The following is a 25,820-nucleotide window of genomic DNA, read 5'->3' on the forward strand; positions in this document are numbered from 1 at the left end:
GACCCGTCCCGCATCATGCAATATCCGATGTTGCATGATGCGGGACAGCCGATTGTCGGGGGTGTTGCATGTGCTGCTGCACATGGCCGAGCATGACGGGCCCGTAACGTCCGAAGTGCTGGCGAAGGCCATGCTGACCAATCCGGTCGTGGTTCGCCGCGTCATGGGTGGCCTTCGTGATCGTGGCTATGTCCGTTCCGAAAAGGGGCATGGCGGCGGCTGGACCCTTGCTTGCGACTTCTCGACCCTTACCCTGCGCGACATTTACGAGGCTCTGGGCGAACCCACGTTGCTTGCCATCGGCAACCGGACGGAATCGCCCGGTTGCCTTGTCGAACAAGCGGTGAACGCTTCACTCGGCCGTGCTTTCGACGACGCCGAAACCCTGCTGCTGTCGCGTTTCGGCGCGGTGACGCTCGCGCAATTGCGCGCTGACTTTCACGCGCGACTGGCGCGCCGCGACCAATCCTACGATCTGGAGGCGGTTCATGCCGAATGACGTGACGATGCAAGCGCTGCTGGCCGCCTTCAATGATCCCGAACACGCCAGCCGCTATGGCGATGGCCCGCACAGGTTCATTCCCGGCTTTGCCGATCTGCATCGCATGACCGCGATCCTTCTTGCCGAGCGCGCCCCGGAAGATGCGGGTATTCTGGTGCTGGGCGCTGGCGGTGGTCTCGAACTGCGGACCCTGGCGGACGCGCATCCGGGATGGACGTTCGTCGGCGTCGATCCGGCAGCCGCCATGCTGGACGAAGCGCGGCGGGTGCTCGGCCGGGACGCCGCGCGCGTCACCTTCCACGAAGGCTATATCGACGATGCGCCCAAAGGTCCGTTCGACGCCGCGACGTGCCTCTTGACGCTGCATTTCCTTGATGCCGCCGAACGCACGCGCACCCTCCGCGAGCTCCAGCGACGGCTCAAGCCCGGCGCGCCCTTCGTTGCGGCGCACTACAGTTTCCCGCAAGGTGATGGCGAACGCGCGCTCTGGCTATCACGCTATGGCGCATTCGCCCTCGCAGCGGGCGCTGATCCCCAACAGGTGGAAAAGATGTGCGCGGGAGTGGGGGCGCACTTGCCAATGCTCGATCCCGGGCAAGACGAGGCGATCCTGCGCGAAGCGGGCTTCTCCGATGTCGCCTTGTTCTACGCGGCGTTCACTTGGCGCGGTTGGGTCGGCTATGCCTGAGCGTCTTGGATGGTCGGCTCATGTCGCCATCGGCGGAGGGCGACCATAGACCTTTCCGCGCGGCCTCGGCATGGTCGGCTGCGATGGCCGGCCGCCTCGACACCTATCGCGCCAAGCGCCGCTTCTCCGAGACGCCGGAACCCGCGGGCGGCGCGACCCGCGCGTCGGACGAGCCGATGTTCGTCATCCAGAAGCACAAGGCGAGCCACCTCCACTACGACCTGCGGCTGGAGTTCGGCGGCGTCCTGAAGAGCTGGGCGGTGCCGCAGGGTCCCTGCCTCGACACCAAGGTCCGCCGCTTCGCAAAGCTCACCGAGGACCACCCGATCGAGTACGGGTCGTTCGAGGGGCGCATCCCGGACGGCAACTACGGCGCCGGCAACGTCATCATCTGGGACCGCGGGACCTATGTGACGCTGAAGGACCCCGAGCAGGGCCTGGCCGACGGCGAGATCAAGTTCCGCCTGATGGGCGAGAAGCTGACCGGCGGCTGGACGCTGGTCCGCCTCAAGGGCGACGGGACCGACTGGCTGCTGATCAAGGAGCGCGATCCGTCAGCCCGCCCGCTCGCCGACTACGACGTCCTCGTCGAGGAGCCCGACAGCGTCGTCAGCGGCAGGTCGGTGGACGAGCCGGAACCCGCGCCTGCGCCGCGCAAGGCCGTGAAGGCCAGGGCGGCCGGCAAGATCCCGGGCTCCGTCGCCGCGCCGCTGCCGGCGAAGTGGAAGCCGCAGCTCGCGACACTCGCCGACCGCGCGCCGCAGGGCGACGGCTGGATCCACGAGATCAAGTACGACGGCTACCGGACGATGGCCTTCTTCGATCGGGGGAAGGTCCGCCTGATCACCCGCAACGGCGTCGACTGGACGCACCGGTACGGCGCCCTTGAGAAGGCGTTCCAGAAGCTCCCCTGCAAGACCGCGCTCATCGACGGCGAGATCGTCGTGCAGGACAGCCGCGGGGTGGCCAGGCTCGACCTCCTGGAGCATGCGCTGAGCGAGAACGACAGCCGGGCGATGACCTACTTCGCATTCGATCTCGTCCATCTCGACGGCTTCGACCTGACCGGCTGCAAGCTCAGCGACCGCAAGCAGGCGCTGGACGGCCTGCTCGGCCCGCTGGTCGACGGCCGCTCGCAGATCCAGGTCAGCGACCACTTCGACGGCGAGGGCGACGTGCTCTTCGCCCAGGCCAGTCGGATGGGTATCGAAGGCATCGTCTCGAAGAAGGCCGACAGCCGCTACGTCCAGGCCCGAAGCCCCAACTGGCTGAAGGTGAAGCGTGTCGAGATCGACGCGTTCGTGGTCGTGGGTTTCCTGCAGAACATGCCGAGGAACGCCTCGTCCCTCGTGCTCGCCGAGGAGCGCAACGGCGAGCTCGAATACGCCTGCCGCGTCGGCTCCGGCATCAGCGAGGACTTCGCCCGCGAACTCTATCGGGCGCTGGAGCCGCATCTGATCGAGAAGCCGGTGATCGCCGTTCCGCCCACGCCCGGCGCCAAATGGGTCGAACCGGCGTTGAAGGTGGAGATCGGCTACCGCAGCCGCTCGCGCATCGGCGCGCCGCGGGCGCCGACGCTGATGTCCATCGCGCCCTGGAAGCCCAAGCCCGCCATGAGAGCCGTGAAGCCCCGTCTCGTCAGCGACCGCGACCTGGCCGCCATCCACCTGACCAACCCGCAGCGCGAGTTCACGAGGGACGGCGCCGGAATGGGCGTCACCAAGCTGGACGTCGCCGTCTACTACGCCCGCGTCGGGGACTGGCTGCTGCCCGAGGCGCTGCGCCGCCCGGTCACGGTGATCCGCTGCCCCTCGGGCGACGTGAAGGAGCTGTTCTACCAGCGCCACGCCTTCAACGGCCTGCCGCCCGGCCTGGAGACCGTCGAGCTCTCGGACGAGGAGGGCCGGGCCGCCTTCATCGCCATCACCGAGCCCAGGGGCTACCTCGGCCTCACCCAGTTCGGCGCCGTGGAGTTCCACCTCTGGGGCTGCCACATCGATGACCCGGAGCATCCCGACCGCATCGTCTTCGACCTCGATCCGGACGAGAGCCTGCCGTGGCCCAGGGTGTGCGATGGCGCCGAAATCCTGCGCGAACGGCTGCAGGGGCTGGGCCTCACCCCCTTCCTTCGCACCACCGGCGGCAAGGGCCTGCACCTCGTCGTCGCGCTGAAGCCCGGCAAGCACGACTGGCCGACGGCGAAGGGATTCGCAGAGGCGGTCGCACGCGCCGTGGCCGGCGACACGCCCGGCCTCTTCACCGCCATGCCGGGCAAGGATCGCCGCAAGGGCAAGATCTTCATCGACTACATACGCAACGCCCGCGGCGCTTCGGCCGTTGCCTCGTACTCGCTGCGGGCGCGGCCCGGATTCCCGGTGGCGACCCCCATCGCCTGGGACGAACTGCGCACGTTGTCGGGAGGACACGCCTTCGACCGTCTTACGGTGGTCCGCCGGCTGGAGACCTTGGCCGCGGACCCCTGGGATGGTTTAGTATCGAGTAGTTCAGAACTCACGCCCAAGATGCGGCGTGACGTCGGCATGAAGAGGTAGGGTTCCGAGATGGCCGGTCGGGCGAGCTGGAAGGGTTATCTCAAGCTGTCGTTGGTCTCGTGTCCGGTGAAGCTCTTCCCGGCCACGTCCGCCGCCGCCGGCAAGATCAGCTTCAACCTTCTGCACAAGGACACGAAGAACCGCGTCCAGCAGAAGTACCACGATCCCGAGCTGGGCGAGATCGACCGCGCCGACCTGGTGAAGGGCTACCAGTTCGAGAAGGACAGGTACGTCGTCGTCACGGCCGAGGAGCTGGACGAGATCGAGATCGAGTCGTCCAAGACCATCGACATCGACGGCTTCGTCGACGCCGCCGACATCGATCCGATCTACCACGACAACACCTACTACCTGGCGCCCGACGGCCCGATCGCGGAGGAGACCTTCGCCGTCATCCTCGACGCCATGCGCAACGCGGGGAAGGTGGCCATCGCCCGCATCGTGCTCTCGGGCCGCGAGCGGCAGGTGACCATCGATCCGATCGAGGACGGCTTCCGCCTCACCACGCTGCGGCCGGCCAAGGAGATCCGCGAGCCGTCGACGGCGCTGGAGCCGCTGAAGGCCAAGTATTCGCCCGACATGCTGGCCATGGCCGGCCAGATCATCGCCAGCAAGCCGATGGAATTCCATCCCGACCGGTTCGAGGACCGCTACGAGGAAGCCCTGCTCGCCCTCGTGAAGTCGAAGATCGCGGGCGACCAGCCGGTGATCACCAAGGCCCCCGAGCGCGGCAACGTCGTGAACCTGATGGACGCGCTGCGCCGCTCCATCGAGGAAGAGCGCCGCCCGCCGGCCCCCAGCCTTGCCAAGGGAGGCCTGGGCAAGGGCAGGAAGGGCGAGGCGAAGAAGACCGCGGCTGCGGGCGCGGACGTCGCCGGGCCGAAGGTCGCGACCAGGAAGAAGGCGCCCGCCGCCTCCTGAGCCGATGGATTTGCGTGACCGCGCGATCGCCCTCTACGGCCGGTTCAGCACGGGCGCGCGCGAGCGGCTGGCCGGTGAGATCGAACGCCTGGGCGGCGCCGTCGCCCGCGACCTGACGCGCCGCTCCGACGTGCTGGTGGTGGGCGCGCTCGCCACCGCCCTGATCGACTCCGGCGCCCTCGTGGACCGCATCCGCGCCGCCCGCGGGCGCGGCGTGCCGGTGCAGGCCGAGCGCGCCTTCGCCGCCGCCCTGGCGGGGGAGGCCGCGCCGCAGCCCGCGACCGCGCCCCTCGCCACCGCGCTCGGGGGCGCCGCGCTGAGGGCCGACGACGCCGAGGTGCTGGCCGCCTTCGACCTCATCACCCTCGACGGCGACCTCGTCCGCTTCGGCGATGCGCCCACGCTGCGCACCGCCGCCGACCTGATGGCGCATGACCGCACGCTCGGCCAGGTCGTCCGCATCCTGGTCCGCGCGCGGGCCCTGTCGCCCCGCGGCCGCTACCGCATCGTGCTGACGCCCGCCGGCGACGCGGCGCTGAAGTGGGCCGACGGCGTCACCACCCTGGAGGGCCAGGGCCAGCTCGCCTTCGACGAGGCCCATGCCACGATCGACGACCTGTTCGAGGCCGCCGCCGTCGCCGAGGCTGAGGGCGACCTCGAGGCGGCCGCCCACCTCTACGACCTCTGCGCGCGCGCCGACCGCAAGGACGCCATCGCCCCCTACAACCACGGCAACATCCACCTGGCCCGGGGCGCGTTCGGCCAGGCGCGGCTCGCCTACCAGCGGGCGCTGGCCCGCGATCCGCGCTTCATCGAGGCCCGCTACAACCTCGCCCAGGCGCTCGACGCCGAGGGCCGCCCCGAGCAGGCCGCCGGCGAACTGGTCCGCGTGCTCGACGCCGACCCGCGCCACTCCGACGCCGTCTTCAACCTGGCCCAGTTGCGCATGCGGCAGGGCGCCCTCGCCGACGCCGCGGCCCTCTACCGGCGGTACCTCACCCTCGACCCGCCGGAGGAATGGGCCCGCACCGCGCGCCGCGCCATCCTCTACTGCTCGGGCCTGGCCTGACGGCGGCCCTGGCGGGGCGGGTTGCCCACCTGCATCAGAAAAACGGCCGGACCCCGCGGGGACCGGCCGTTCCATTTCCCGGCAGATATCCCGCCGCCTTACGCGTCGATCAGGTTCTTCTCGGCCGCCGCCGCGCGCATGTTCTTCTGCAGCTTCTCGAAGGCGCGGACCTCGATCTGGCGCACGCGTTCGCGGCTCACGCCGTATTCGCCGGCCAGCTCCTCCAGGGTCGTCGGCTCGTCCTTCAGGCGGCGCTCGGTCAGGATGTGGCGCTCACGCTCGGTGAGCTCCACCATCGCCGCTTCGAGCAGGCTCATGCGGACGTTCATCTCCTGGGTGTCGGCGACCACGCTCTCCTGCGAGGGCGTGTCGTTGTCGACCAGCCAGTCCTGCCATTCGCTCTCGCCGTCCGACCGCAGCGGGGCGTTCAGGCTCGCGTCCCCGCCGCTGAGGCGGCGGTTCATGCTCACCACTTCCTCGTCCAGCACGCCCAGCTTGGTGGCGATCTGGCTCACTTGGTCGGGGCGCAGGTCGCCTTCCTGCAGGGCGGCGATCTCGGACTTGGCCTTGCGCAGGTTGAAGAACAGCTTCTTCTGCGCCGCGGTGGTGCCCATCTTCACGAGCGACCAGCTCCGCAGGATGTATTCCTGGATCGAGGCGCGGATCCACCACATGGCGTAGGTCGCCAGGCGGAAACCCTTGTCCGGGTCGAACTTCTTCACCGCCTGCATCAGGCCGACGTTGCCCTCGGAGATCACCTCCCCGATCGGCAGGCCGTAGCCGCGGTAGCCCATGGCGATCTTCGCCACGAGGCGCAGGTGGCTCGTCACCATCTTGTGCGCGGCGTCGGCGTCCTGGTGTTCCTGCCAGCTCTTGGCCAGCATGAACTCCTCGTCCTTGGCCAGCATGGGGAACTTGCGGATTTCAGAAAGGTACCGGCTCAGTCCGCCTTCCGGCGACATCACGGCAAGCGCGTTCGCAGCCATGTTCAATCCCCTCAACTCGCGAGCTTTTCTAGGGCTCTCTCCGGGACGTTCGGGTCGCGCGCGCGTCCGACGCGCTTCGACGTCCGCCCCCTCTACCAACTCAGATAGGCATTGGTTCCGGAAGCGGTAGGGGTCGCTGGGAGGCGAGACCCCGAAAATCCCACTGCTATGGTCGGGATTTTTACAGTGCTCAGATGGCAGGAACAAGGCGCCGTTTCTCCCGCCTCCGATAGGGAAACTGCATGCCGCGGAGCACATTCCGATGACCGTCAGGGGATGCTGTCGGAACCGGCGGGGGTCGTTCGTCCTTGGGGCGTGGACAGCGACAAGGAGCCCCCATGCAACCGTTCGTCACCTGCCTCTGGTTCGACAGCGAGGCCGAAGAGGCCGCCGCGTTCTACACGCAGCTCTTCCCCGACTCGAAGCTGGGCGCGGTCACGCCCTACGCCTCGGAATCCCCCGGCGGCAAGAAGCCCGGCGACGTCATGACCGTCGAGTTCGAGATCAACGGCCAGAAGTTCCTCGGCCTCAACGGCGGCCCGCTCTTCAGGTTCGACGAGGCGATCTCGATCCAGGTGGTCTGCGCGGACCAGGCGGAGATCGACCGCTACTGGGACGCGATCGTCGGGAACGGCGGCGAGGAAGGCCCGTGCGGCTGGTGCAAGGACCGCTGGGGCCTGTCGTGGCAGATCACGCCCGAACAGCTCCCGAAGCTCCTGGCGCCCGACAACCCCGCCCGCGCCAAAGCGGTCACCGACGCCTTCATGCAGATGAAGAAGCTCGACATCGCCGCGATCGAGGCGGCGGCGAGGCGAGCGGCGTAGACCTCCTCTCCGCGGGCGCCCGTAGGTAACCATCGACAACCCATCGCGGCCCGCTACGGTGGGCGCAGAGCCGGCGCCAGAGCGGCCGCGAGAGGGAATGAGCGCGTTGACCGAGCCCGTCGCCGCCGAGATCCAGGGTTCCGCCGGGGTCGTCGATCCGCCGATCGAGGCGGACGTCCACGGCGACGGCAGGCTCAATCGCGGCGCGGTCTCGTGGGCCATCTTCGAGGGCGGCCGCGACCCGCAGGTGATCCTGATCACCATCTACATCTTCATGCCCTACGTGGCCGCCTCGATGGTCGGCGACGCGGTCAAGGGCCAGGAGGTCATCAGCCAGTGGAACCAGTGGTCCGGCTGGGCCGTGATGGCGACGGCGCCCTTCATCGGCGCCTCCATCGACAAGCTGGGCGGGCGCAAGATGTGGCTCGCCGCGATCCTGGGCCTGATGATCCCGCTGACGGCGGCGCTGTGGTGGAGCAAGCCCGACCTGAGCGGGCTCTCCATCGCCACCACCATGCTGTTCGCGATGACGGTGCAGGTTCTGTTCGCCTACTCCGAGATCCTGCACAACTCGCTGCTGATCCGCGCGGCCGGGCTGAACGGGGCGCACAAGGCCTCGGGCCTGGCGCTCTCGCTGGGCAACCTCTTCTCGGTCATCGCGCTGGTCTTCGTGGCCTGGGCCTTCGCGCTGCCCGGCACGGTCGACTGGTCGTTCGTGCCGAAGGCGCCGCTGTTCGGCCTCAGCACCGCGACCCACGAGCACGAGCGGGTGGTCGCCTGGCTGGCGGCGGGCCTGCTCTTCTTCGGCTCGATCCCGCTGTTCCTGTTCACGCCCGACGCGCCGCGCACCGGCGTTCCCCTCTTCCGCGCCTTCGCGCAGGGCGCCGGCGAGCTCTGGCGGATGCTGAAGACGATCAGCCACTACAAGGACGCGGCGGTCTACGTGGGCTCGCGGATGTTCTTCGTGGACGGCATGAACGGGGTGCTGGTCTACGCCGGCGTCTACGCGGTGGGGGTGATGAAGTGGGGCGCGCTGGAGATGCTGGGCTACGGCATCCTGCTCTCCATCTTCGCGGTGCTGGGCGGCTTCGTGGCGCGCTGGCTGGACGAGCTGGTCGGGCCCAAGAATGCGCTCCGGATCGAGATCGTCATGTCGATGCTGGGGCTGACCGCCTTCCTGGGCATGCGGCCGGACATGATCCTCTTCTTCTGGCCCTATGACGCGGCGGCCCACGCGCCGCTCTGGAACGGGCCGGTCTTCCGGCATCTGCCGGATGCGGTCTTCGTGCTGGTGGGCTTCTGCAACGCCGTCTTCATCACCGCCCAGTACGCGACCAGCCGCACCCTGCTGACACGGCTCACGCCCCCCGACCAGACCGGGACCTTCTTCGGCGTCTACGCGCTCTCGGGCGTGGCCACCGCCTGGCTCGCGCCCACGCTGGTGAACCGGGGCACCGCCATCACGGGCACGCAGCAGGGCGGCTTCGCGATGCTGCTGGTGCTGCTCGCGATCGGCCTCCTGGGCCTTTTCTTCGTGCGGGGCGGCGGGCGGGCGATCGGCGCGCGGGCCTGACTCCGACCGCCGATCCGCGACGCGGAATCAAGACGTCCGCCGACAGGGTTCATCAGCGTAAACCCTTAATTTCCGTAGATAATAAACACGAGTTAGGCATCCGGATTCATGGCGCCTTAAACGGCCCACGCGACATTGGCGATGTGCTTAGGGGCGAGCAGGCGATGAGCTTGAGGCCCCCTCAAAGTCTGCTCAGCTCAAAGGAGAAACCCATGTCGAAGTTCGTGACCCGCTTCCTGAAGGACGAATCCGGCGCCACCGCCATCGAGTATGGCCTGATCGCCGCCCTGATCGCCGTCGTGCTCGTGTCGGCCCTCCAGATCGTCGGCACCAGCCTGCAAGGCGCCTTCACGACGATCTCGGACGCCGTCAGCGACGCCGCCGGCTAAGAGACCGCTCAGCGCAAGCGACGAGGCCCCCGGCGGGAACGCCGGGGGCCTTTTCGATTCAAGCTCGGCTGCAACGATGCGTTCACGCGTGAACGCGCATAACCCGTGACGAAAGAGGTTCCGATGCTTCTGCCGATCGCCGTCACCGCCGTGGTCCTCGCCTTGCCGGCGCTGGTCATCGCGGCCGCGGTCCGTGACGCGTTGTCGTTCACGATCCCCAACTGGATCCCGCTGGCGCTCGTCGCGGTGTTCCCGGCCGCGGCCCTGGCGGCAGGCCTGCCGCTGCCGGTGTTCGGCCTGCACGTGGGGGTAGGCGTGGCCACGCTGGTGCTGGGCATGGCGATGTTCGCGCTGCGCTGGGTGGGCGGCGGCGACGCCAAGCTGCTGGCGGCCGTCGCGCTCTGGGTGGGCTGGCCCGGCGTGGTCACCCTGATCCTGGGCGCGGCGCTGGCGGGCGGGGTGCTGGCCGGCGTGCTGCTCGCGGCCCGTTCGGCGCCGCTGCGGCCCGTGATGCTCATGGGCCCGCGCTGGATGCTGAAGCTGGCCGAGCCGGGCGAAGGCGTGCCCTACGGCGTGGCCATCGCCGCCGGGGCGCTCTGGGCCATCCCGGCCTCGCCGTTCGCCGCGGCGCTGGGGCTCTAGCTTGCGGTGGCGTCGCACATGCGCGAAGGGGGTCGCATGTCGGAAGTGATCCTCGACGCCTGGGACGGACCCGCGATCCCCGTCCACGCCCTCACCGAAGCCGAGGCCGCCAAGGCTCTGGAGGCCGACGCCTTCGCCGCGGGCCTCGCCAAGACCGCCGAGTTCAGGGGCAAGCCGGGCCAGGTCCTGCTGGTCCCCGACCCCGCGACCGGCGCCACCGGCCGCGTGCTGCTGGGCCTGGGCGAGGGCAAGGCCACCGATCCCTTCCGCGCGCTGGCGGGCAAGCTGCCCGCCGGCGTCTACCGCATCGCCGCGGCGCCCGCCGACATCGGCGCCGACCGGATCGCGCTGGCCTTCGCGCTCGGGAGCTACCGGTTCGACCGCTACAAGGCGGCCAAAGGCGAGACGGGGGCGGCCAAGCGCGCCCGCCTGCTGGTCGAGGGCTGCGACATCGCCGAGCCGCGCCAGGTGGCGCACGCCTGCGCCCTGGCCCGCGACATGGTCAACACCCCGGCCAACGACATGGGGCCGCTGCAGATCGAGACGATCGCGCGCGAGATCGCCGAGCAGCACGGCGCCCGGATCACGGTCATCGAGGGCGAGGGCCTGCTGGAGGCCAACTACCCGGCGGTGCATGCCGTGGGCCGCGCGGCCGATCCGGCGCGGGCGCCGCGGTTCATCGAGATCCGCTGGGGCGATGCGAAGAAGCCTCTGGTCTGCGTGGTGGGCAAGGGCGTGGTGTTCGACACCGGCGGCCTCGACATCAAGCCGTCGGCCGGCATGCGGCTGATGAAGAAGGACATGGGCGGCGCGGCGCACGCCCTGGCGCTGGGCCGCATGATCATGGCCGCGAACCTGCCGGTGAGCCTGGCGGTGCTGGTCCCGGTGGTCGAGAACGCGATCTCGGGCGACGCCATGCGGCCGGGCGACGTGCTGGCCAGCCGCAAGGGCCTCTCGATCGAGGTGGGCAACACCGACGCCGAGGGCCGCCTGATCCTGGCCGACGCCCTGACCCGCGCCTGCGAGCTGGAGCCGGCGCTGACCCTCGACATGGCGACCCTGACCGGCGCGGCGCGCATCGCGCTAGGCCCGCAACTGCCGCCCTTCTACACCGACGACGACGAGCTGGCGGCCCAGATCGAGGCGGCGGCCAGGGCCGAGAACGATCCCCTCTGGCGCATGCCGCTCTGGAAGCCCTACGCCGACGCGCTCGACTCGGACGTGGCCGAGATCAAGAACGATCCCGACGGCTGGGCCCAGGCGGGCTCGGTGACGGCGGCCCTGTTCCTTCAGCGGTTCGCGCCGAGCGGCCCGTGGGCGCATCTGGACATCTTCGCGTGGAACCCGCGGAATCGTCCGGGATTCCCCTCGGGCGGCGAAGCCCAGGCCATCCGCGGCCTCTACCGCATGATCCGCGAGCGTTTCGCATGAAGCACGATCCTCGCATCACGCCCTGGCGGGACGGCGTCGCCGCGCGAAGCCTGGAAGGCATGATCGAAGCCGAGGTCTACCTCGATCCCAAGGCCATGAGCTGTGGGGTCGCCGCCGCCGCGATCCGCTCCGCGCCCGACGCGGACGCCGAGCAGGTGGACCAGCTCCTGTTCGGCGAGCGGTTCGCGGTGATCGAGGAAGAAGGCGCCTGGCTGTGGGGCCAGGCGGCCCGCGACGGCTACGTGGGCTTCGTGGAGGCTGCGGCGCTGAAGGCCGCGGACGCGCTTCCGACCCACCGCGTCTCGGCGCTCCGGACCTACGCCTTCGCCGAGGCCAGCATCAAGTCGCGGGCGGGCGGGCCCTACTCGCTGGGTAGCCTGGTGGCCGTCGAGGCGACCGAGAGCAAGCTGGCCAGGGTGGCGGGCGCGGGCTGGATGACCGCCGCGCACCTCTCGCCGGTGGGCGAGTTCGAGGACGACTGGGCGGCGGTGGCGCTGCGCTTCGTCGGCGCGCCCTACCTGTGGGGCGGGCGCGAGAGCCTGGGCCTGGACTGCTCGGGGCTGGTGCAGCAGGCGCTGTTCGCCTGCGGCCGGGCCTGCCCGCGCGACACCGACCAGCAGCAGGCGCTGGGCGCGCCGGTCGACGCGGCGGACTTCGGCCGCGGCGACCTGGTGTTCTGGAAGGGCCACGTGGCCATGGGCGTCGGCGACGGCCTGATCGTCCACGCTAACGGCCATCACATGGCGACCGTGGTCGAGCCGCTCAGCGAGGCGATCGCCCGCATCGACGCCGCCGGCTCGGGCCAGCCCACGGCGTACCGGCGGGTCTAGCGACAATCATTCCCTAAAGCGCCGTCATCCCCCGGCTTGTCCGGGGGACCCATTGGGCTGTGAGCTGGCGCACAACTCGTGGCGGCATCGCCGCAGATCGCCATCGAACTCACAGCCCAATGGGTGGCCCGGACAAGCCGGGCCATGACGTTCAAATCAGGCGCTCAAGCAGCGTTGGCTACTTCTTGGCGGGGGCGACCGGCGAGGCCGCAGCGCCCTCGGCGGCCGGAGCCGCAGCGCCTTCCGCCGCCGGAGCGGCCGCGCCCGGGGCGCGCGACGGATCGGGCGCGGGCACGGCGAGGGTGCCGCCCTGGGCCTTCAGGTAGGCGATCAGGTTGATGCGGTCTTCCGGCTTCTTGATGCCCACGAAGGTCATCTTGGTGCCGGCGATGTACTTCTGCGGGCCCTTGATGAACTCGTAGAGGTGGTCGTAGTCCCACTGCGCCTGCTTGGCGCCGAAGTCGGTCATGCCGGTCGAGTAGGCGAAGCCGCCGTGCGTGCCGGGCTTGCGGCCCACGACGCCCCAGAGGTCGGGGCCGGTGCCGTTCGGGCCGCCTTCCTGGATCGAGTGGCAGGACTTGCACTTGGCGAAGGACGCTTCGCCCGCGGCCACGTTCGCGACCGGAAGCACGGAGCCCCAGTCGGGCGGCGTGTCGGCCACGGCGGCGGCGCCGCCGCCCTCTTCGGCGACTTCGACCACGTAGCCCGGCTTGGCGGGGTGCTCGGGCGCGAACACGCCTGCGGAGAGTTCACGGAGGCCGACGATGGCGAGGCCCGTGGCCAGCACCGCGCCGAAGATTTTGTTGAACGTCAGGTCGCTCATAGTCCCCTGGTCACGCCTCTCAAACGGCCACGGCGCAAAGCCCGCGAACGCGCGGGAATCCCGCCCCTTATTGCGTGCGGCTCTCTTACACGCTACCGGCGCTCGCGCAACCTCCAGACCGCCGATGAATCCGATCGTCCTCATCCCCGCGCGCATGGCCGCGACCCGCCTGCCCGGGAAGCCTCTGGCGGACATCGGCGGCGTACCGATGATCGTGCGCGTGATGCGGCAGGCGCAGGCCGCCGACGTGGGCCCGGTCGCGGTGGCGGCGGGCGATCCCGAGATCGTGGCCGCGGTCGAGGCGGCGGGCGGCAGGGCGGTGCTGACCGACCCCGGCCTGCCCTCGGGCAGCGACAGGATCCTGGCGGCGCTGGCCGAGCTGGACCCCGGCGCGCGGCACGACGTGGTGATCAACCTGCAGGGCGACATGCCGTTCGTGCCGCCGTCCGTCCTGCTGGACTGCGGCGCGCTGCTGGCGACGCACGCGAGCTGCGACATCGCCACCGTCGTCGCGCCCGAAGCCACGACCGGGGATCGGACGAATCCCGACGTGGTGAAGGCGGTGCTCACGATGGAGGCCGACGGCCGCAGCGGCCGGGCGCTCTATTTCACCCGCTCGACGCTCTACGGCGATGCGCCCGTGTGGCGGCACGTCGGCATCTACGGCTACAGGCGCATCGCGCTGCAGCGGTTCAACGCCGCAAGGCCCTCGCCCCTGGAGCGGCGCGAGAAGCTGGAGCAGTTGCGCGCCCTGGAGCTCGGGCTCTCGATCTGGGCGGCCGTGGCCGAGGCCGCCCCCATCTCCGTCGACAACCCCGCCGATCTCGAGCGGGCGCGTGCGTATGCAGGGACCTCCGATGACTAAAGGACGCATCGCCTTCCAGGGCGAGCTGGGCGCCAACAGCCATGAGGCCTGCATGGCGGCGTTTCCGGAGATGGAGCCCGTGCCGCACGCCACCTTCGAGGAGGCGTTCGAGGCCATACGCGGCGGCGACTGCCAGCTCGGCATGATCCCGGTGGAGAACTCGATCGCCGGCCGCGTGGCCGACGTCCACCACCTCCTGCCGTCGTCGGGGCTGAAGATCATCGGCGAGCGGTTCAAGCCGATCCACTTCCACCTGATGGCCAATCCGGGCGTGACGCTGGAGCAGGTGAAGACCGCGGTCTCGATGCCGATCGCGCTGGGCCAGTGCCGCAGGACGCTGCGGCGGATGGGGCTGAAGACCGAGGCGGCGGGCGACACGGCGGGTGCGGCGCGCGCGCTGGCCGAGACCCCGGACCCGACGCGGGCGGCGGTGTCGCCGGCCCTGGCGGCCGAGACCTACGGCCTCGCGATCCTGGCCCGCGACATCGAGGACGAGCACCACAACACCACCCGCTTCCTGGTGATGACGGCGGACGCCAACCCGAAGCCGCCGCCCTTCACCGCGCCCTGCGTGACCAGCTTCATCTTCCGGGTGAAGAACCTGCCGGCGGCGCTCTACAAGGCCCTGGGCGGGTTCGCGACCAACGGCGTCAACATGACCAAGCTCGAGAGCTACATGGAGAACGGCGCCTTCACCGCCACGTTCTTCTACGCCGAGGTCGACGGGCGGCCCGAGGACCTGAACCTGGCCCGCGCCTTCGAGGAACTGGCCTACTTCTGCGAGAAGTTCGAGATCCTCGGGGTCTATCCCGCCGACCCCTTCCGCAGCCGCTGACGGCCGACGGGGAACAATCTCCCCGCAGCGCAGCTTGTTCGATCGGGGCGCGGCTTCGGGCGCGGCTTCGGGCGCGGTCGCCTGGGCTGGCCGAGGGGCCGGCGCGAGGCCCTTCCCGTGGTCTGGGGGCCTATCTGCCCGCACTTTCAGCATTCGCCTGTGCGTTGTCGAGGCACACGCCTGAGGCGTGTGCGCGATTCACCCGCAGGATGAATCACATACCTCACTCTACCGTGCATAGTAGCTTGGCCCTGCGCATTCCTTCTCGGCTGGGGCAAGTTGTCGGTGGGGGTCTGCGTGCCGTCCTGAGAGTTTCCCGCAACGACTTCGGAGCACGCATATGAAGACTGGACTACTCGCCGCGGCCTGTGCCGCCGGCCTCGCCATGGGCGGCGCCGCCCAGGCGCTCACCGTCATCGACTTCGAGGGCCAGCCCCTCGGCGCGGTGGCCGACGGCTATACCGTCCCGGGCTTCGAGGAGCTGGTGTTCAGCACCGCGCTGGGCTCGGGCCTGGGCCTCTACACGGGACCCGAGAGCGACGGCGTCTCGCTGCTGGCGAACAACGACACGAACGGGAACTTCATCAAGGGCACGTTCACGGACGGCCTGCACTCGTTCATCTCCATGACCTTCGGCAACGACGACCCGTTCTTCCTGACCACGGGCGACCAGGCGGTGCTGACGGTGTTCAAGGCCGGGGTCATGGTGGGCCAGACCGTCGTGTTGCTGACCGCCCCGAACGACCTGATGGACCAGACGATCGGGTTCCAGCTCGCGCAGTTCGACAGTTGGACCTTCGCCTACACCAGCGCGGCCGGCACGCCTTCGACCGGCGGCAACGGCGCGAGCGTCGGGCTGATCGAGGTGATCGACAACATCACCTACGACACGCTGACGACCGGGGTTCCGGAGCCGGCGACCTGGGCGATGATGATCCTCGGCTTCGGCGGCGTGGGGGCGACGCTCCGACAGCGCCGCCGGCTCGTCGCAGCCTGAGCAAGGTTGCGATGCCCGCCCGACAGACAGGGCGAAAAGGGTCTCCCTTCCTCCTCCCCCGGACGCGCCGCTGCGCGGCCCGCCCGAGGGCAGGCCAGGAAGGGCCGGGGATGGTGGTGTGCGCAGGACCTTACCGGCCGGGCGCGGGAGGCGTCCACGCCAGAGGCGTCGTCTGTCGTAGCACCGGAGCCACACCCCCCCCAAGCCCAGGGCGATCGCATATGGATCGTGGGCGGCTCATCCGCCCGATTCATGAACCGCGGAGATCGCGGAGACACGCAGAGAGGGTCGCGGGTCCACCGGAGTTCTCTGCGCATCTCTGCGGGCTCTGCGGTTCGACTTAGGGCCTCTCGGCCGCTCGCATCCCTATGAAATGGCCCTGCGTCGAGGAGGAGGGCTTTTTGGCCTCACTCCGCCCGCTCCCGCTCCGGGGCCCGCGAGGCGGCGTCGGCGATGGCTTCGGCTTCCTCGATCATCGGCTGGCCGAAGCCCGAGTCCGGCTCGTCGGTCATGGCGGGCGTGGTCGGCAGCATGCGCGATTTCCGCCAGCCGCCCCACCTGTAGTAGCCACCCGCCAGGATCAGCGTCGTCAGGCTGCCGATCGGGAAGGCGAGCCACAGGCCGTCCACGCCCATGTAGCCCTGCAGGACGTTGGCGAGCGGGATCCGCACCCCCCACAGCGACACGATCATCGCCAGCAGCGGCGGCCAGACGGCGCCCGTCGCGCGCACCACGCCCGAGAAGATGAAGGCCATGCCGAAGAAGATGAACCCCCACAGCACGTAGGAATTGATCTGCACCGCGATCGGCAGCGAGGGGCTGTCGCCCGGCAGGAACGCCCGCAGCACCCACGGGTCGGCCAGGTAGATGATCACCACCGGGATCGCGCTGAACAGGAAGGCGTAGAGCACGCCCGAGCGCGCCACCCGCTCGACCCGGTCCATCTTGCCGGCGCCCACGTTCTGCGCCGCCATGGACGAGACCGCCGCGCCCAGCGCCATCGCCGGCATCTGCACGTAGGTCCAGAGCTGCGCGGCCGCGCCATAGGCCGCCGAGGTGTGGACGCCGTGCCTGTTGACCAGGCTCATCATGGTGACGGCCGCCAGGCTGGTGACCATCATCTGGAAGCCCATCGGCAGGCCCTTGAGCAGCAGGCTGCGGATGATCGTGAAGTCCGGGATCAGCAGGTGGAACTCGCCGGGCCGCAGCACCAGGATCGACTTCCTGCGGTAGAGATGCACGATCATCGCCGCCAGCGTCACGGTCTGCGCGACCAGGGTCGCGGTCGCCGAGCCCGCGATCCCCAGCTTCGGGAACGGGCCGTAGCCGGTGATGAGCAAGGGGTTCAGGACCACGTCCATGCCCACCGTCAGCAGCGAGAAGTAGAACGGCGTGCGGCTGTCGCCCGTGCCCCGCTGGGCCATCATCACGTACGAGAAGAAGTACATGAACGGCATCGCCGAGAAGATCACCCGCAGGTAGGCGATGGCGTCGCGCCGAGCCTCGGCGGGCGTGCCCATGGCGTCCAGGATCGTCGGCGTCAGCGCCGCGCCCAGCAGGCCCACGGCGATCGAGACGAAGATGAAGAAGGCGGTCGAGGTGCCGATCACCTTCTTGGCCGTCGCGAGGTCGCGCGCGCCCATCGCCTGGCCGATCATGATGTTCGACGCCATGGTCAGGCCGAAGCTGGCCCCCAGCATCAGGAACATGATCTGGTTGGCGTTCGACGTGGCGGTCAGCGCCGCCTCGCCCAGCACGTGGCTGACCCAGATGGCGTTGGCCGAGCCGTTCAGCGACTGCAGGATGTTGGTGCCCATCACCGGCAGGGCGAAGAGGATCAGCGTCCGGCCGATGGGCCCGGTGGTGAGGTCGGGCACGCGCCGGCCGCCGGGCATGCCCGGCCTGCCCCCCATCGCGCCGCCCACGCCCTCAGACACCCTGCTCTCCCGATCGCGTCCCCGCATACCGCTTCTACGGGGCGCGCGCCCTGGCGTTCAAGCGTGTCGCAGCGCTAATACGGCGCCATGACCGTGAAGATCCTGCAGTTCGGAACCACCGGCCAGCTCGGCGTCGAGCTCCTGCGCCAGGCGCCCGGCCACGACGTCGCCATCACCGCACTGGGCCGCGCCGAGGCCGACCTCGCCGACCCGGCGGCGGCCGCCGCCCAGGTCGTGGCGCGCCGGCCCGGCCTCGTGGTCATCGCCGCCGCCCACACCGCCGTCGACCTCGCCGAGTCCGAGCGCGACCTCGCCTTCACGATCAACGCGGAGTCCCCGGCGGCCATCGCGGCGGCGGCGGCGAAGGTCGGCGCGGCGGTGATCAACGTCTCGACGGACTACGTCTTCGACGGCGCCGGCGGCGCGCCCTATCCCGAAGACGCGGCGACCAATCCGCTGGGCGTCTACGGCGCCTCGAAGCTGGCCGGCGAGAAGGCCGTCGCCGCCGCCAACCCGCGCTCGCTCAGCATCCGCACGTCCTGGGTCGTCTCGCCCCACGGCAGGAACTTCGTCAGGACCATGCTGCGCGTGGCCGCCGCCGGAAACCCGCTGAAGGTCGTGGACGACCAGTCCGGCCGCCCGACCAGCGCCGCCGACCTCGCGGGGTTCATCCTGGCCATCGCGCCCCGCCTCGCCGCGGCGCCCGAGGGCGACCGCCGGTTCGGGATCGTCCACTTCGCCAACGCGGGCGAAGTCACCTGGCGCGGCTTCGCCCAGGCCATCTTCGCCGAGGCCCTGGGCGATCAGGCCCCCGACGTCGCCGCCACCACCACCGCCGAATACGTCACCCCCGCCAAGCGCCCGCTCCGCGCCACCATGGACCTCGGGCGTCTGGAACGGGACTTCGGCGTGAAACCCCGCGACTGGCGCGAGGCGCTGAAGGACATCGTGGCCGAGCTGAAGGCGTAGCTACCGCCGTCATCCAACCCACGCCCTTGTCATCCCGGTTTCGCCTTCGGCGAAACCGGGATGACAAGGGCGTGGGGGACGCTGGGGCGAAGACCTACCCGGCCAGGCGGCTCCTCGCGCGGCCGTAGGCGAGGTAGGCCAGGAAGCCGAGCACGTTGGCGGTCAGGAAGATCAGCATGGTGATCGTCCGCAGGCTGGAGAAGAACCAGAGGCAGCCCGCGATCGTCAGCGGCGCGACGATCCAGACGGCCGGCGTGCGGAACGGCCGCGGCAGGTCGGGCGCGCGCCTGCGCAGGATCATCACCGCCACCGCGGTCGCGATGAACGCCGCCAGCGTCCCGGCGTTGGCGGCCGAGGCGATGTCGTCCAGCGGCGCCAGGCCCGCGACGACGGCGGCCAGCACGCCGGTCACGATCGTCACGACCGCCGGCACGCCGCGGCGGTTCACGTTCGCGAGGCGCCGGGGCAGCAGGCCGTCGCGGGCCATGGCGAAGAACACCCGGCTCTGGCCGAACATGAAGACCATGATCACCGTGGGCATCGCCAGCACCGCCGCGCCGGCGATGATCGCTGCGGGGCCCGGCAGGCCGAGCGCCTTCAGCACGAAGGCCAGCGGCTCGGGGCTGCTGGAGAACGCCTCGTAGGGCGATGCGCCCAGCGCGCAGGCGGCGATGATCATGTAGATCAGCGTGCAGAGCCCCATCGAGCCCACGATGCCGATGGTCAGGTCGCGCTTCGGGTCCTTCGTCTCCTCCGCGGCCGTCGAGATCGCGTCGAAGCCGTAGAAGGCGAAGAAGATGATCGCCGCGGCGCCCATCACCCCGTACTTCCTGCCGTCGATCTCGGGCGAGCCGTAGCCGAAGGGCGCGAAGGGCTGGAAGTTCGCGGCGTCGAAGTGCGGCAGCGTGAAGGCCACGAACGCCGCCAGCGCCACCAGCTTGATGCAGACCAGGACGAAGTTGACCCTCGCGCTTTCCCGCGTCCCCACCAGCAGCATGCCGGTGACCGCCAGCGCGATGAAGATGGCCGGGACGTCGACCACGCCCTTGTCCAGCAACGCTTCCGGCACGCCCCAGCCGGCCTGGCGGATCAGGCCCGAGGCGTAGCCCGACCAGCCCACCGACACGGCGCTGCAGACGAGCGTGTATTCCAGGATCAGGCTGATCCCGACGATCCAGGCCAGCGCCTCGCCCAGCGTGACGTAGGTGAAGGTGTAGGCGCTGCCCGACTGCGGCGTCAGGCTCGACATCTCGGCGTAGCAGAGCGCCGCGCCGGCGCAGACGAGGCCCGCCGCGGCGAACGACAGGATCACCGCCGGTCCCGCCAGCCCCGCCGCCACGCCCGTCAGGGTGTAGATGCCGGTGCCGATGATGGCGCCGACGCCCAGCGCGATCAGGTGCGGCCAGCCCAACGTCTTCTTCAGGTGTCCCACCCCCTCGGGCGCCTGCGGCTCGAGCGGTTTGCGGCGGGTCAGAAAGCTCATGGGCGCCCCTCGTCGGAGCCTGCATTTGGCCTGTGTCGCCAAGCCCTGCCAAGCCCGCCGCCGGGGCCGCTCCGCGCGAGCGGCCGCCCGCGGCGCGCAGGCCTCAGCGCGCGGGGCCGGGCGCCAGCACGCCCTGCAGGGCCAGGGCCGTGATCTGCTCGATCACCTCGTCCAGCGACAGGCGCCCGCGCGGCCGGCGCCAGCGCGCCATCCACATGATCGCGCCGATGATGCTGTGGGCGGCGACCGTGGGGTCGATGCCGTCCGTCAGCTCGCCGCGGTCGCGCAGCTCCACGAGCGTGTTGCGGATCAGTTCGAAGTAGCCGCGCTTGCGGTCCTCGACGGCGCGGCGGCGGTCGGGGCTGAGCGCGGAGGCCTCGTCCACCAGCCGGGTCACCGGATTGCCGTAGGGACTCGCGACCCGGCCGATGTTGCTCAGGTGGTTGCGGATGATCAGCTTCAGCCGCGCGCGCGGATCCTCCGTCGCCCGCGCCGGGTCGACGACCTCCTCGTAGAGCTCGTCCATGCCCCAGTTGATGATCGTGAAGAGCAGGTCCTCCTTGCTCGCCACGAAGTGGTAGAGGCCGGCCTTGGTGATCTTCACCGCACTGGCGATGTCGCTCATCGAGGTGGCGTCGTAGCCCTGCTCGACGAACAGCCGCGAGGCGTGGACGAAGATCTCGCGCCGCCGCGCGCTCAGGAGATGGCGCCCGACCGGCAGCGAATAGGTCATGTCCTTGCGCGGCGGGATGATCAGCATCTCGCCGTCGACGTCGCTCGTCAGGGGGGTCCTCTTCTTGCGTGGGGTCTCGGGCACGTCAGCAGGCTACCTTGCGGACGGTGGGGACGGGAACCGTCTCGCGATGCTCGGCGACGCCCGGGTTCGGCTGGTACAGCCGCAGCAGCAGTTGGAAGCGCCCGTCCTGCGGCCCGAAGGTGAGCCGGTTCTGCCCTTCTCCCGACGGCGCGACCGTCAGCGTCCAGCGGCCGTCGGCGCCGATTTCGGTGTCCGTCATGGTCCAGGAGTACCGGTCGGCCGGATTGGCGATGTAGAAGCCGTCCTTGTAGAGCGTGACGCCCCACCAGCGGGTGGGCAGCGGGCCGCCCTCGACCGCGTAGGTGCAGCGGTGGTCCAGCACCGCGCCCGCCGAATCCTTCGCGGCCACGAAGTAGAGCGTCTCCGTCGGCGGGAGGCCCCAGATGCCGTAGAGCGCGACCCGCGCCCGCGAGTAGGGCCCTTGCCGCTCCTGGCCGACGCCGCGGTTGGTGGTCCAGCCGCCGACGCGCTGGTCGGGGTTGTTGGAGGGGCCGGTCAGCGCCCAGAACGCGCCGGCGCCCGCCGCCGCCCCCAGGACGGCCCCGCCGACGCCCGCGAGGATCCTGGCCAGCCGGCTCACGACGCGGCGACCTTGGCGGGCCGCATCGTCACGGCGCGGACCTCCTTCGCCAGCCCGGCGACGTAGGCCGCATCGGTGCGGGTCTTCATGAAGCAGCGGATGAGCAGCACCCCTTTCGGCGAGGGCAGCACGGCGCTCGCCTGCACCGGCTCGGCCACCGCCTGGTCCGCGGTCCGCAGCGCGACCGCCAGGCGGCCGCTCGGCAGCTCGCGGTCGGACATCACCAGCACCGTGTCGGTGTCGTGCGCGAACACCGACAGCGACCAGTAGGCGCAGCTCTCCGGCCGCACGCCCTCCACGATCAGCGGCCCCTTGGAGAGGTCGAGGTAGGCGCGGGTGCCGAGCGTGTCCGGGTTGGCCAGGCCCACGGTGGTCGTGCCGGCCCGCGGCGGCTTGCCGTAGATCAGCCCGTTCCAGCCGCCGCCGCGCTTGATGCCCTGCTCGATCTGGTAGTCGGTGGCCCAGGTCGGACTGCCGAACAGGAGCACGGCGTGCGTCGCCGCGCCCGCCGCCACGAACGCGATCACACCTATGAGACTGGCGCGCATCGTCCCTCCCGATCCAACCTACCGCTCGGTAGGTCGCACATCCGGGATGGCCGATCAACGGTCGGGACAAAGCGCTTGACAGGTACCGACCGGTCGGTCACCAAAGGTGCGGTGGCGGACGCTGGCCAGGACACGGCGCGCGGGCTGTTTCGCCCGACGGGACCCGCGGTCGGATGGAACGTCGGAGGGTCGTCATGAAGCGTATCTGGTCGCGGATGGGCGTGGCGGCGGGTTGTCTCGCGCTGCTTTCGGGGTGCGTCGCCGACGGCGGCCAAACGCCCGAGCGTCATCGTGATCCTGGCCGACGACCTGGGCTACGCCGACATCTCGGCCTTCGGGATCAAGCGGATCAACACCCCGAACATCGACCGCATCGGCGCCGAGGGCGCCAAGTTCCCGACCGCCTATGCCAGCGCCCCGGTGTGCGGCCCGTCGCGCGCCGGCCTGCAGGACCCGAAATGGCCGACCAAGAACTCGGTGAAGTACAACGTCTGCGGCACGCCCTTCGTGGCGCCGGTCTGACGATGCGGACGACGCCCGCCCTCCTCGCGGCCGCGGCCCTGGCGCTGATCGCGCCGGCGGCCGCGCGCGCCGCCGAGGCGCCCTGCCAGGTCGACGCCGCCCTGGCGCTTCCGGCGCCGCCGGCCGCCAGCGAGACCATCGAGGGCCGGCCCACGCTGCGTCACGTGCCGAAGGGCGCGAAGGGCATCGTCTACTTCTTCCACGGCACGGGCGGTTCCGAGGCGTTCGCCAGCCGCACCCACAGCCGGCGGCTGCTGTCCGAGCTGATCCGGGCCGGCTACGGCTACCTCTCGGCGCCGTCGCTGGACCGCACCGACGTCAAGCGCTGGAACATCAGCAGCCTCGACCCGGCGGCCAATCCCGACGTCGCCTACATGCTGGCGGTCCACAAGGCGCTGATCGCCAGGGGCGAGATCACGGCCACGACGCCGGTCTTCACCACCGGCATGTCGAACGGCGGCGCGTTCGCCAACCTCTTCGCCGTGGCCGCCAAGGCGCAGGGCCTGCCGGTCAGGGCGGTCGCCGACTACATGGGCCCGTTCCCGGCGCCGATGCGCCAGGGCGACCCCAAGGCGCTGCCGCCGACGCTGCTGATCCTGTCGCAGAACGACGGGCTGGTGAGCGCCGAGCTGACCGGCCGCGTGGCCGGGCAGCTCAAGGCCGGCGGGGCCGACATCGAGGTCCACCTCAACGCCGAGAAGCGGGCCTGCCCGGCCACCTTCGCCCTCGTGCCCGGGATGAGCGCGGCCCAGCGCGAAACGCTGGTGAAGGCCACCCTGCCGGCCGCCGGCGTCGCCGACGCGAACGGCGTGCGCACCATCTTCCGCGACAGGCCGGTGATCGGGCGCGAGGAGATGGCCCAGCTCGCCACCAGGCTGCCCGCCGGCGCCGAAGGCCGGGCGATCCAGGAGGCCCTGATCATCGCCTGGGCCGGCCACCAGATGCGTTCGGACTATGCGAAGCGGCAGGTCGAGTTCTTCGACCAGGCCCTGAAGGCCCGGCCGTGAGGCGCGCCCTCCTCGCCGCCGCCGCGCTGCTGGCGCTGAGCGGGTGCGCGCGCGACGAGGCGAAGCTCGCGGTGAAGAGCGCCCGCGACGCCGACCTTGTGCTGATCAAGGGCGGCGACGTGCAGATCGGCGACGACGCCAGCCAGTCCGACGAGCGCCCGGCCTTCCGCTACAAGGCCAGGGACCTGCTCCTCGACCGCACGCCCGTGACGGTCGGCCAGTTCGCCCGGTTCGTCGAGGAGACCGGCTACGTCACCCAGGCCGAGCGCTTCGGCGAGGGCGGCGTCTTCCAGCACGCCACGAACGCCTGGGCCGAGGTCAAGGGCGCCACCTGGCGCCGGCCGCAGGGCCCCGACAAGCCGGCCGCGCCCGCCGACCATCCGGTGACGCAGGTGAGCTGGAACGACGCCCAGGCCTTCTGCCACGCCTATGGCGCGCGCCTGCCCACCGAGCTCGAATGGGAACAGGCCGGCCGCCTGGGACAGACGCCCGACGGCCACGTCTTCAAGACCGGCGAGCCCTTCCTCTGGTCGAACCAGCACGTGATCAACGTCTGGCAGGGCGCCTTCCCGATCTATGACTCGGGCGCCGACGGCTACAGGCTGACCTCGCCGGTCGGGAAGTTCGGGGCCGCGCCCTCGGGCCTCACCGACATGGCCGGCAACGTCTGGGAATGGACCGACAGTTGGTACCGGCCCTACGGCGCGAAGGACTTGACGCCGGACAAGACCTCCGAGCGCGTGCAGCGCGGCGGATCGTTCCTCTGCGACCCCACCCTGTGTTCGGGCTTCCGCGTCACCGCCCGCTCGCACTCGACCCCCGACACCTCGCTGATGCACGTCGGCTTCCGCTGCGCCGCCGATCCCGGCCGCGTGTCGCCGACCGCCGGGCGCCTCGCCGCCCCCGGCCGGCGCAGCGCCGAGGCCGCGCCGGCCGGCGCGCGCGCGGCGTCGTGACCCGCCCGCCACACGTCCTGCGCGAGAGGCCTTGCCGTGCGCACGAGGGCCTGTACCTGTTTCCGCTTCGCCCCGAGCGCCAGGAGCCCCGGCTTGAACGCCAAGACGAGACCGCGTCGGACGCCGGCCCCGACGCTGCCCGCGTCGGCGCCTGGCATCGACGACATGCCGCACATCAGCGACCGCCAGCGGCAGATCTACATCGAGGCCGCCAGGCTGTTCGTGGACAAGGGCTTCTCGGCCACCTCGATGAGCGGCATCGCCGAGGCGGTGAAGATCACCAAGGCCGGCCTCTACCACTTCGTGGAGAGCAAGGAGGACCTGCTCTTCACGATCATGAACTACTCGCTGGACCGGCTTCACCTCGATGTGATCGCCCCGGCCCGCGCCGTCGAGGAGCCGCTGGAGCGGCTGAAGGTGATCATCCACAACCACGCGCTCAACGTCGGGCGCGTGACGCTGGATTCGGGCAGCCCGCTCTCGATCATGGTGGACGACCCGCAGGGGCTCAGCCTCAAGAACCGCAAGATCATCGACGAGCGCAAGCGCGTCTATTTCGACCTGCTGCGCGACACGCTGCGGGCGTTGCAGTCGGATGGCCGGCTCTCGCCCAGGGCCGACGCCACGGTGGTCGCCTTCAGCATCATAGGGATGATCATGTGGATCGCCCGCTGGCGCCGCTCGGACGGGAAATATTCGCTGGAAGACGTGGCCGGGCAGGTCCTGCGCCTGACGCTGTCCGGGGTGCTGGCGCGCCCCTGAGCGGCGCTGCGATCCCACATGCCGAGCCGTTTGGGCCCATGCGCCACAGCAGCGGCCTTGCGTACCTACCGACCGTCCGGTAAGCGGATGCGGAATCTGTTCGCCGCAACTCCGGCGGACGCCAAGCGACCGGCTCGACCCTGCATCGACGCCGGCGGAACGAAGAGGGGGAGATACGTCATGAGCGCGAAGTCGCGTATCCTGCGTCAGGCTTCTGTCGGGGTCCTGGCCGCAGCACTGAGTTCGCCGGCCTTTGCCGAGGCCGTGGACTCGACCGAGCTGGACGCGCTGATCGTCACGGCGCGCAAGCGC

Annotated in this window: 26 protein-coding genes; 19 read left to right on the forward strand and 7 right to left on the reverse strand. The window is 70.3% G+C overall.

What is annotated here, in order from left to right; genetic code table 11:
• The first annotated feature begins 34 nt into the window (after nucleotides 1–34).
• From KF737_RS05460 to KF737_RS05480, 5 genes are all read left to right on the forward strand, one after another.
• On the forward strand, nucleotides 35–499 hold the full coding sequence (locus KF737_RS05460; protein WP_296451181.1) for an Rrf2 family transcriptional regulator: 465 nt from the start codon (nucleotides 35–37) through the stop codon (nucleotides 497–499).
• Nucleotides 489–1,190 (forward strand): class I SAM-dependent methyltransferase, encoded by a 702-nt coding sequence (locus tag KF737_RS05465; protein WP_296451186.1) that lies wholly within the window; start codon nucleotides 489–491, stop codon nucleotides 1,188–1,190. The genes KF737_RS05460 and KF737_RS05465 overlap by 11 nt, the downstream gene beginning before the upstream one ends.
• Before the next feature lie 83 nt (nucleotides 1,191–1,273).
• Nucleotides 1,274–3,742 (forward strand): DNA ligase D, encoded by a 2,469-nt coding sequence (gene ligD, locus KF737_RS05470; RefSeq protein ID WP_296451190.1) that lies wholly within the window; start codon nucleotides 1,274–1,276, stop codon nucleotides 3,740–3,742.
• Nucleotides 3,743–3,751: 9 nt separating this feature from the next.
• Nucleotides 3,752–4,663, forward strand: a complete 912-nt coding sequence (locus KF737_RS05475) for a Ku protein (protein ID WP_296451193.1) — start codon at nucleotides 3,752–3,754, stop codon at nucleotides 4,661–4,663.
• Nucleotides 4,664–4,667: 4 nt separating this feature from the next.
• Nucleotides 4,668–5,732 carry a tetratricopeptide repeat protein gene (locus tag KF737_RS05480; RefSeq protein ID WP_296451196.1) on the forward strand — a complete coding sequence of 355 codons (1,065 nt, stop codon included), beginning with the start codon at nucleotides 4,668–4,670 and terminating at the stop codon, nucleotides 5,730–5,732.
• A 98-nt stretch (nucleotides 5,733–5,830) separates the two neighbouring features.
• Here KF737_RS05480 and rpoH read toward each other — a convergent pair whose 3' ends face one another.
• Nucleotides 5,831–6,718, reverse strand: coding sequence for an RNA polymerase sigma factor RpoH (gene rpoH, locus KF737_RS05485; protein WP_296451198.1), 888 nt, complete (start codon nucleotides 6,716–6,718; stop codon nucleotides 5,831–5,833).
• 338 nt (nucleotides 6,719–7,056) lie between these two features.
• Here rpoH and KF737_RS05490 point away from each other — a divergent pair, with 338 nt between their 5' ends.
• From KF737_RS05490 to KF737_RS05515, 6 genes are all read left to right on the forward strand, one after another.
• Nucleotides 7,057–7,542 carry a VOC family protein gene (locus KF737_RS05490; protein WP_296451200.1) on the forward strand — a complete coding sequence of 162 codons (486 nt, stop codon included), beginning with the start codon at nucleotides 7,057–7,059 and terminating at the stop codon, nucleotides 7,540–7,542.
• A gap of 106 nt (nucleotides 7,543–7,648) precedes the next feature.
• On the forward strand, nucleotides 7,649–9,115 hold the full coding sequence (locus KF737_RS05495) for an MFS transporter (protein WP_296451202.1): 1,467 nt from the start codon (nucleotides 7,649–7,651) through the stop codon (nucleotides 9,113–9,115).
• 212 nt (nucleotides 9,116–9,327) lie between these two features.
• Nucleotides 9,328–9,504: a Flp family type IVb pilin gene (locus KF737_RS05500; RefSeq protein ID WP_296451204.1), complete on the forward strand. Its 177-nt coding sequence runs from the start codon at nucleotides 9,328–9,330 to the stop codon at nucleotides 9,502–9,504.
• 123 nt (nucleotides 9,505–9,627) lie between these two features.
• The gene (locus KF737_RS05505; protein WP_296451205.1) at nucleotides 9,628–10,146 is read left to right on the forward strand and encodes a prepilin peptidase; all 519 of its coding nucleotides are present in this window, start codon (nucleotides 9,628–9,630) and stop codon (nucleotides 10,144–10,146) included.
• Nucleotides 10,147–10,182: 36 nt separating this feature from the next.
• A complete protein-coding gene (locus tag KF737_RS05510) occupies nucleotides 10,183–11,577 on the forward strand; it encodes a M17 family metallopeptidase (RefSeq protein ID WP_296451207.1) in 1,395 nt (464 codons plus the stop codon).
• Entirely contained in the window at nucleotides 11,574–12,407 is an 834-nt protein-coding gene (locus KF737_RS05515) for an NlpC/P60 family protein (protein WP_296451209.1), read from the forward strand. The genes KF737_RS05510 and KF737_RS05515 overlap by 4 nt, the downstream gene beginning before the upstream one ends.
• A 178-nt stretch (nucleotides 12,408–12,585) precedes the next feature.
• Here KF737_RS05515 and KF737_RS05520 read toward each other — a convergent pair whose 3' ends face one another.
• Nucleotides 12,586–13,230, reverse strand: a complete 645-nt coding sequence (locus tag KF737_RS05520; RefSeq protein ID WP_296451211.1) for a cytochrome c family protein — start codon at nucleotides 13,228–13,230, stop codon at nucleotides 12,586–12,588.
• Nucleotides 13,231–13,354: 124 nt separating this feature from the next.
• Here KF737_RS05520 and KF737_RS05525 point away from each other — a divergent pair, with 124 nt between their 5' ends.
• The 3 genes from KF737_RS05525 (at nucleotide 13,355) to KF737_RS05535 (ending at nucleotide 15,927) form a co-directional block, all read left to right on the forward strand.
• Nucleotides 13,355–14,095, forward strand: coding sequence for a 3-deoxy-manno-octulosonate cytidylyltransferase (locus KF737_RS05525; protein ID WP_296451213.1), 741 nt, complete (start codon nucleotides 13,355–13,357; stop codon nucleotides 14,093–14,095).
• Nucleotides 14,088–14,930, forward strand: coding sequence for a prephenate dehydratase (locus KF737_RS05530; RefSeq protein ID WP_296451215.1), 843 nt, complete (start codon nucleotides 14,088–14,090; stop codon nucleotides 14,928–14,930). The genes KF737_RS05525 and KF737_RS05530 overlap by 8 nt, the downstream gene beginning before the upstream one ends.
• Before the next feature lie 340 nt (nucleotides 14,931–15,270).
• Nucleotides 15,271–15,927, forward strand: a complete 657-nt coding sequence (locus tag KF737_RS05535) for a PEPxxWA-CTERM sorting domain-containing protein (protein WP_296451217.1) — start codon at nucleotides 15,271–15,273, stop codon at nucleotides 15,925–15,927.
• A 407-nt stretch (nucleotides 15,928–16,334) separates the two neighbouring features.
• On the opposite strand, the gene KF737_RS05540 is transcribed toward KF737_RS05535, so the two are convergent.
• Nucleotides 16,335–17,864: an MATE family efflux transporter gene (locus KF737_RS05540; protein WP_296451219.1), complete on the reverse strand. Its 1,530-nt coding sequence runs from the start codon at nucleotides 17,862–17,864 to the stop codon at nucleotides 16,335–16,337.
• 87 nt (nucleotides 17,865–17,951) lie between these two features.
• Between KF737_RS05540 and rfbD the strand changes: the two genes are divergently transcribed.
• Nucleotides 17,952–18,833, forward strand: a complete 882-nt coding sequence (gene rfbD, locus KF737_RS05545; protein ID WP_296451222.1) for a dTDP-4-dehydrorhamnose reductase — start codon at nucleotides 17,952–17,954, stop codon at nucleotides 18,831–18,833.
• 94 nt (nucleotides 18,834–18,927) lie between these two features.
• On the opposite strand, the gene KF737_RS05550 is transcribed toward rfbD, so the two are convergent.
• From KF737_RS05550 to KF737_RS05565, 4 genes are all read right to left on the reverse strand, one after another.
• Nucleotides 18,928–20,316 carry an amino acid permease gene (locus tag KF737_RS05550; RefSeq protein WP_296451225.1) on the reverse strand — a complete coding sequence of 463 codons (1,389 nt, stop codon included), beginning with the start codon at nucleotides 20,314–20,316 and terminating at the stop codon, nucleotides 18,928–18,930.
• 103 nt (nucleotides 20,317–20,419) lie between these two features.
• Nucleotides 20,420–21,133 carry a TetR/AcrR family transcriptional regulator gene (locus KF737_RS05555; protein WP_296451228.1) on the reverse strand — a complete coding sequence of 238 codons (714 nt, stop codon included), beginning with the start codon at nucleotides 21,131–21,133 and terminating at the stop codon, nucleotides 20,420–20,422.
• Between the two features lies 1 nt (nucleotide 21,134).
• A complete protein-coding gene (locus KF737_RS05560) occupies nucleotides 21,135–21,713 on the reverse strand; it encodes a DUF1214 domain-containing protein (protein ID WP_296451231.1) in 579 nt (192 codons plus the stop codon).
• Complete coding sequence (locus KF737_RS05565) at nucleotides 21,710–22,261, reverse strand: DUF1254 domain-containing protein (RefSeq protein WP_296451234.1); 552 nt, start codon at nucleotides 22,259–22,261, stop codon at nucleotides 21,710–21,712. Before KF737_RS05565 ends, KF737_RS05560 begins: the two co-directional genes overlap by 4 nt.
• A gap of 291 nt (nucleotides 22,262–22,552) precedes the next feature.
• Here KF737_RS05565 and KF737_RS05570 point away from each other — a divergent pair, with 291 nt between their 5' ends.
• From KF737_RS05570 to KF737_RS05585, 4 genes are all read left to right on the forward strand, one after another.
• Entirely contained in the window at nucleotides 22,553–22,783 is a 231-nt protein-coding gene (locus KF737_RS05570) for a sulfatase-like hydrolase/transferase (RefSeq protein ID WP_296451237.1), read from the forward strand.
• A 2-nt stretch (nucleotides 22,784–22,785) separates the two neighbouring features.
• Nucleotides 22,786–23,790, forward strand: coding sequence for a hypothetical protein (locus KF737_RS05575; protein ID WP_296451240.1), 1,005 nt, complete (start codon nucleotides 22,786–22,788; stop codon nucleotides 23,788–23,790).
• Nucleotides 23,787–24,746 carry a formylglycine-generating enzyme family protein gene (locus tag KF737_RS05580; RefSeq protein ID WP_296451242.1) on the forward strand — a complete coding sequence of 320 codons (960 nt, stop codon included), beginning with the start codon at nucleotides 23,787–23,789 and terminating at the stop codon, nucleotides 24,744–24,746. Before KF737_RS05575 ends, KF737_RS05580 begins: the two co-directional genes overlap by 4 nt.
• Before the next feature lie 93 nt (nucleotides 24,747–24,839).
• Nucleotides 24,840–25,508: a TetR/AcrR family transcriptional regulator gene (locus KF737_RS05585; RefSeq protein ID WP_296451245.1), complete on the forward strand. Its 669-nt coding sequence runs from the start codon at nucleotides 24,840–24,842 to the stop codon at nucleotides 25,506–25,508.
• Nucleotides 25,509–25,820 lie beyond the last annotated feature (312 nt).

This window comes from Phenylobacterium sp., assembly GCF_019636135.1.
Lineage (GTDB): Bacteria > Pseudomonadota > Alphaproteobacteria > Caulobacterales > Caulobacteraceae > Phenylobacterium.

Excerpts from the sequence above, each read along its gene's own strand:
- KF737_RS05530 (WP_296451215.1), top strand. The coding sequence starts at position 14,088 with ATGACTAAAGGACGCATCGCCTTCCAGGGCGAGCTGGGCGCCAACAGC.
- KF737_RS05515 (WP_296451209.1), top strand. The coding sequence starts at position 11,574 with ATGAAGCACGATCCTCGCATCACGCCCTGGCGGGACGGCGTCGCCGCG.
- KF737_RS05465 (WP_296451186.1), top strand. The coding sequence starts at position 489 with ATGCCGAATGACGTGACGATGCAAGCGCTGCTGGCCGCCTTCAATGAT.
- rpoH (WP_296451198.1), bottom strand. The coding sequence starts at position 6,718 with ATGGCTGCGAACGCGCTTGCCGTGATGTCGCCGGAAGGCGGACTGAGC.
- KF737_RS05510 (WP_296451207.1), top strand. The coding sequence starts at position 10,183 with ATGTCGGAAGTGATCCTCGACGCCTGGGACGGACCCGCGATCCCCGTC.
- KF737_RS05550 (WP_296451225.1), bottom strand. The coding sequence starts at position 20,316 with ATGAGCTTTCTGACCCGCCGCAAACCGCTCGAGCCGCAGGCGCCCGAG.
- KF737_RS05575 (WP_296451240.1), top strand. The coding sequence starts at position 22,786 with ATGCGGACGACGCCCGCCCTCCTCGCGGCCGCGGCCCTGGCGCTGATC.
- KF737_RS05475 (WP_296451193.1), top strand. The coding sequence starts at position 3,752 with ATGGCCGGTCGGGCGAGCTGGAAGGGTTATCTCAAGCTGTCGTTGGTC.
- KF737_RS05535 (WP_296451217.1), top strand. The coding sequence starts at position 15,271 with ATGAAGACTGGACTACTCGCCGCGGCCTGTGCCGCCGGCCTCGCCATG.
- rfbD (WP_296451222.1), top strand. The coding sequence starts at position 17,952 with ATGACCGTGAAGATCCTGCAGTTCGGAACCACCGGCCAGCTCGGCGTC.
- KF737_RS05460 (WP_296451181.1), top strand. The coding sequence starts at position 35 with ATGATGCGGGACAGCCGATTGTCGGGGGTGTTGCATGTGCTGCTGCAC.
- KF737_RS05525 (WP_296451213.1), top strand. The coding sequence starts at position 13,355 with ATGAATCCGATCGTCCTCATCCCCGCGCGCATGGCCGCGACCCGCCTG.
- ligD (WP_296451190.1), top strand. The coding sequence starts at position 1,274 with ATGGCCGGCCGCCTCGACACCTATCGCGCCAAGCGCCGCTTCTCCGAG.
- KF737_RS05505 (WP_296451205.1), top strand. The coding sequence starts at position 9,628 with ATGCTTCTGCCGATCGCCGTCACCGCCGTGGTCCTCGCCTTGCCGGCG.
- KF737_RS05490 (WP_296451200.1), top strand. The coding sequence starts at position 7,057 with ATGCAACCGTTCGTCACCTGCCTCTGGTTCGACAGCGAGGCCGAAGAG.
- KF737_RS05480 (WP_296451196.1), top strand. The coding sequence starts at position 4,668 with ATGGATTTGCGTGACCGCGCGATCGCCCTCTACGGCCGGTTCAGCACG.
- KF737_RS05500 (WP_296451204.1), top strand. The coding sequence starts at position 9,328 with ATGTCGAAGTTCGTGACCCGCTTCCTGAAGGACGAATCCGGCGCCACC.
- KF737_RS05565 (WP_296451234.1), bottom strand. The coding sequence starts at position 22,261 with ATGCGCGCCAGTCTCATAGGTGTGATCGCGTTCGTGGCGGCGGGCGCG.
- KF737_RS05520 (WP_296451211.1), bottom strand. The coding sequence starts at position 13,230 with ATGAGCGACCTGACGTTCAACAAAATCTTCGGCGCGGTGCTGGCCACG.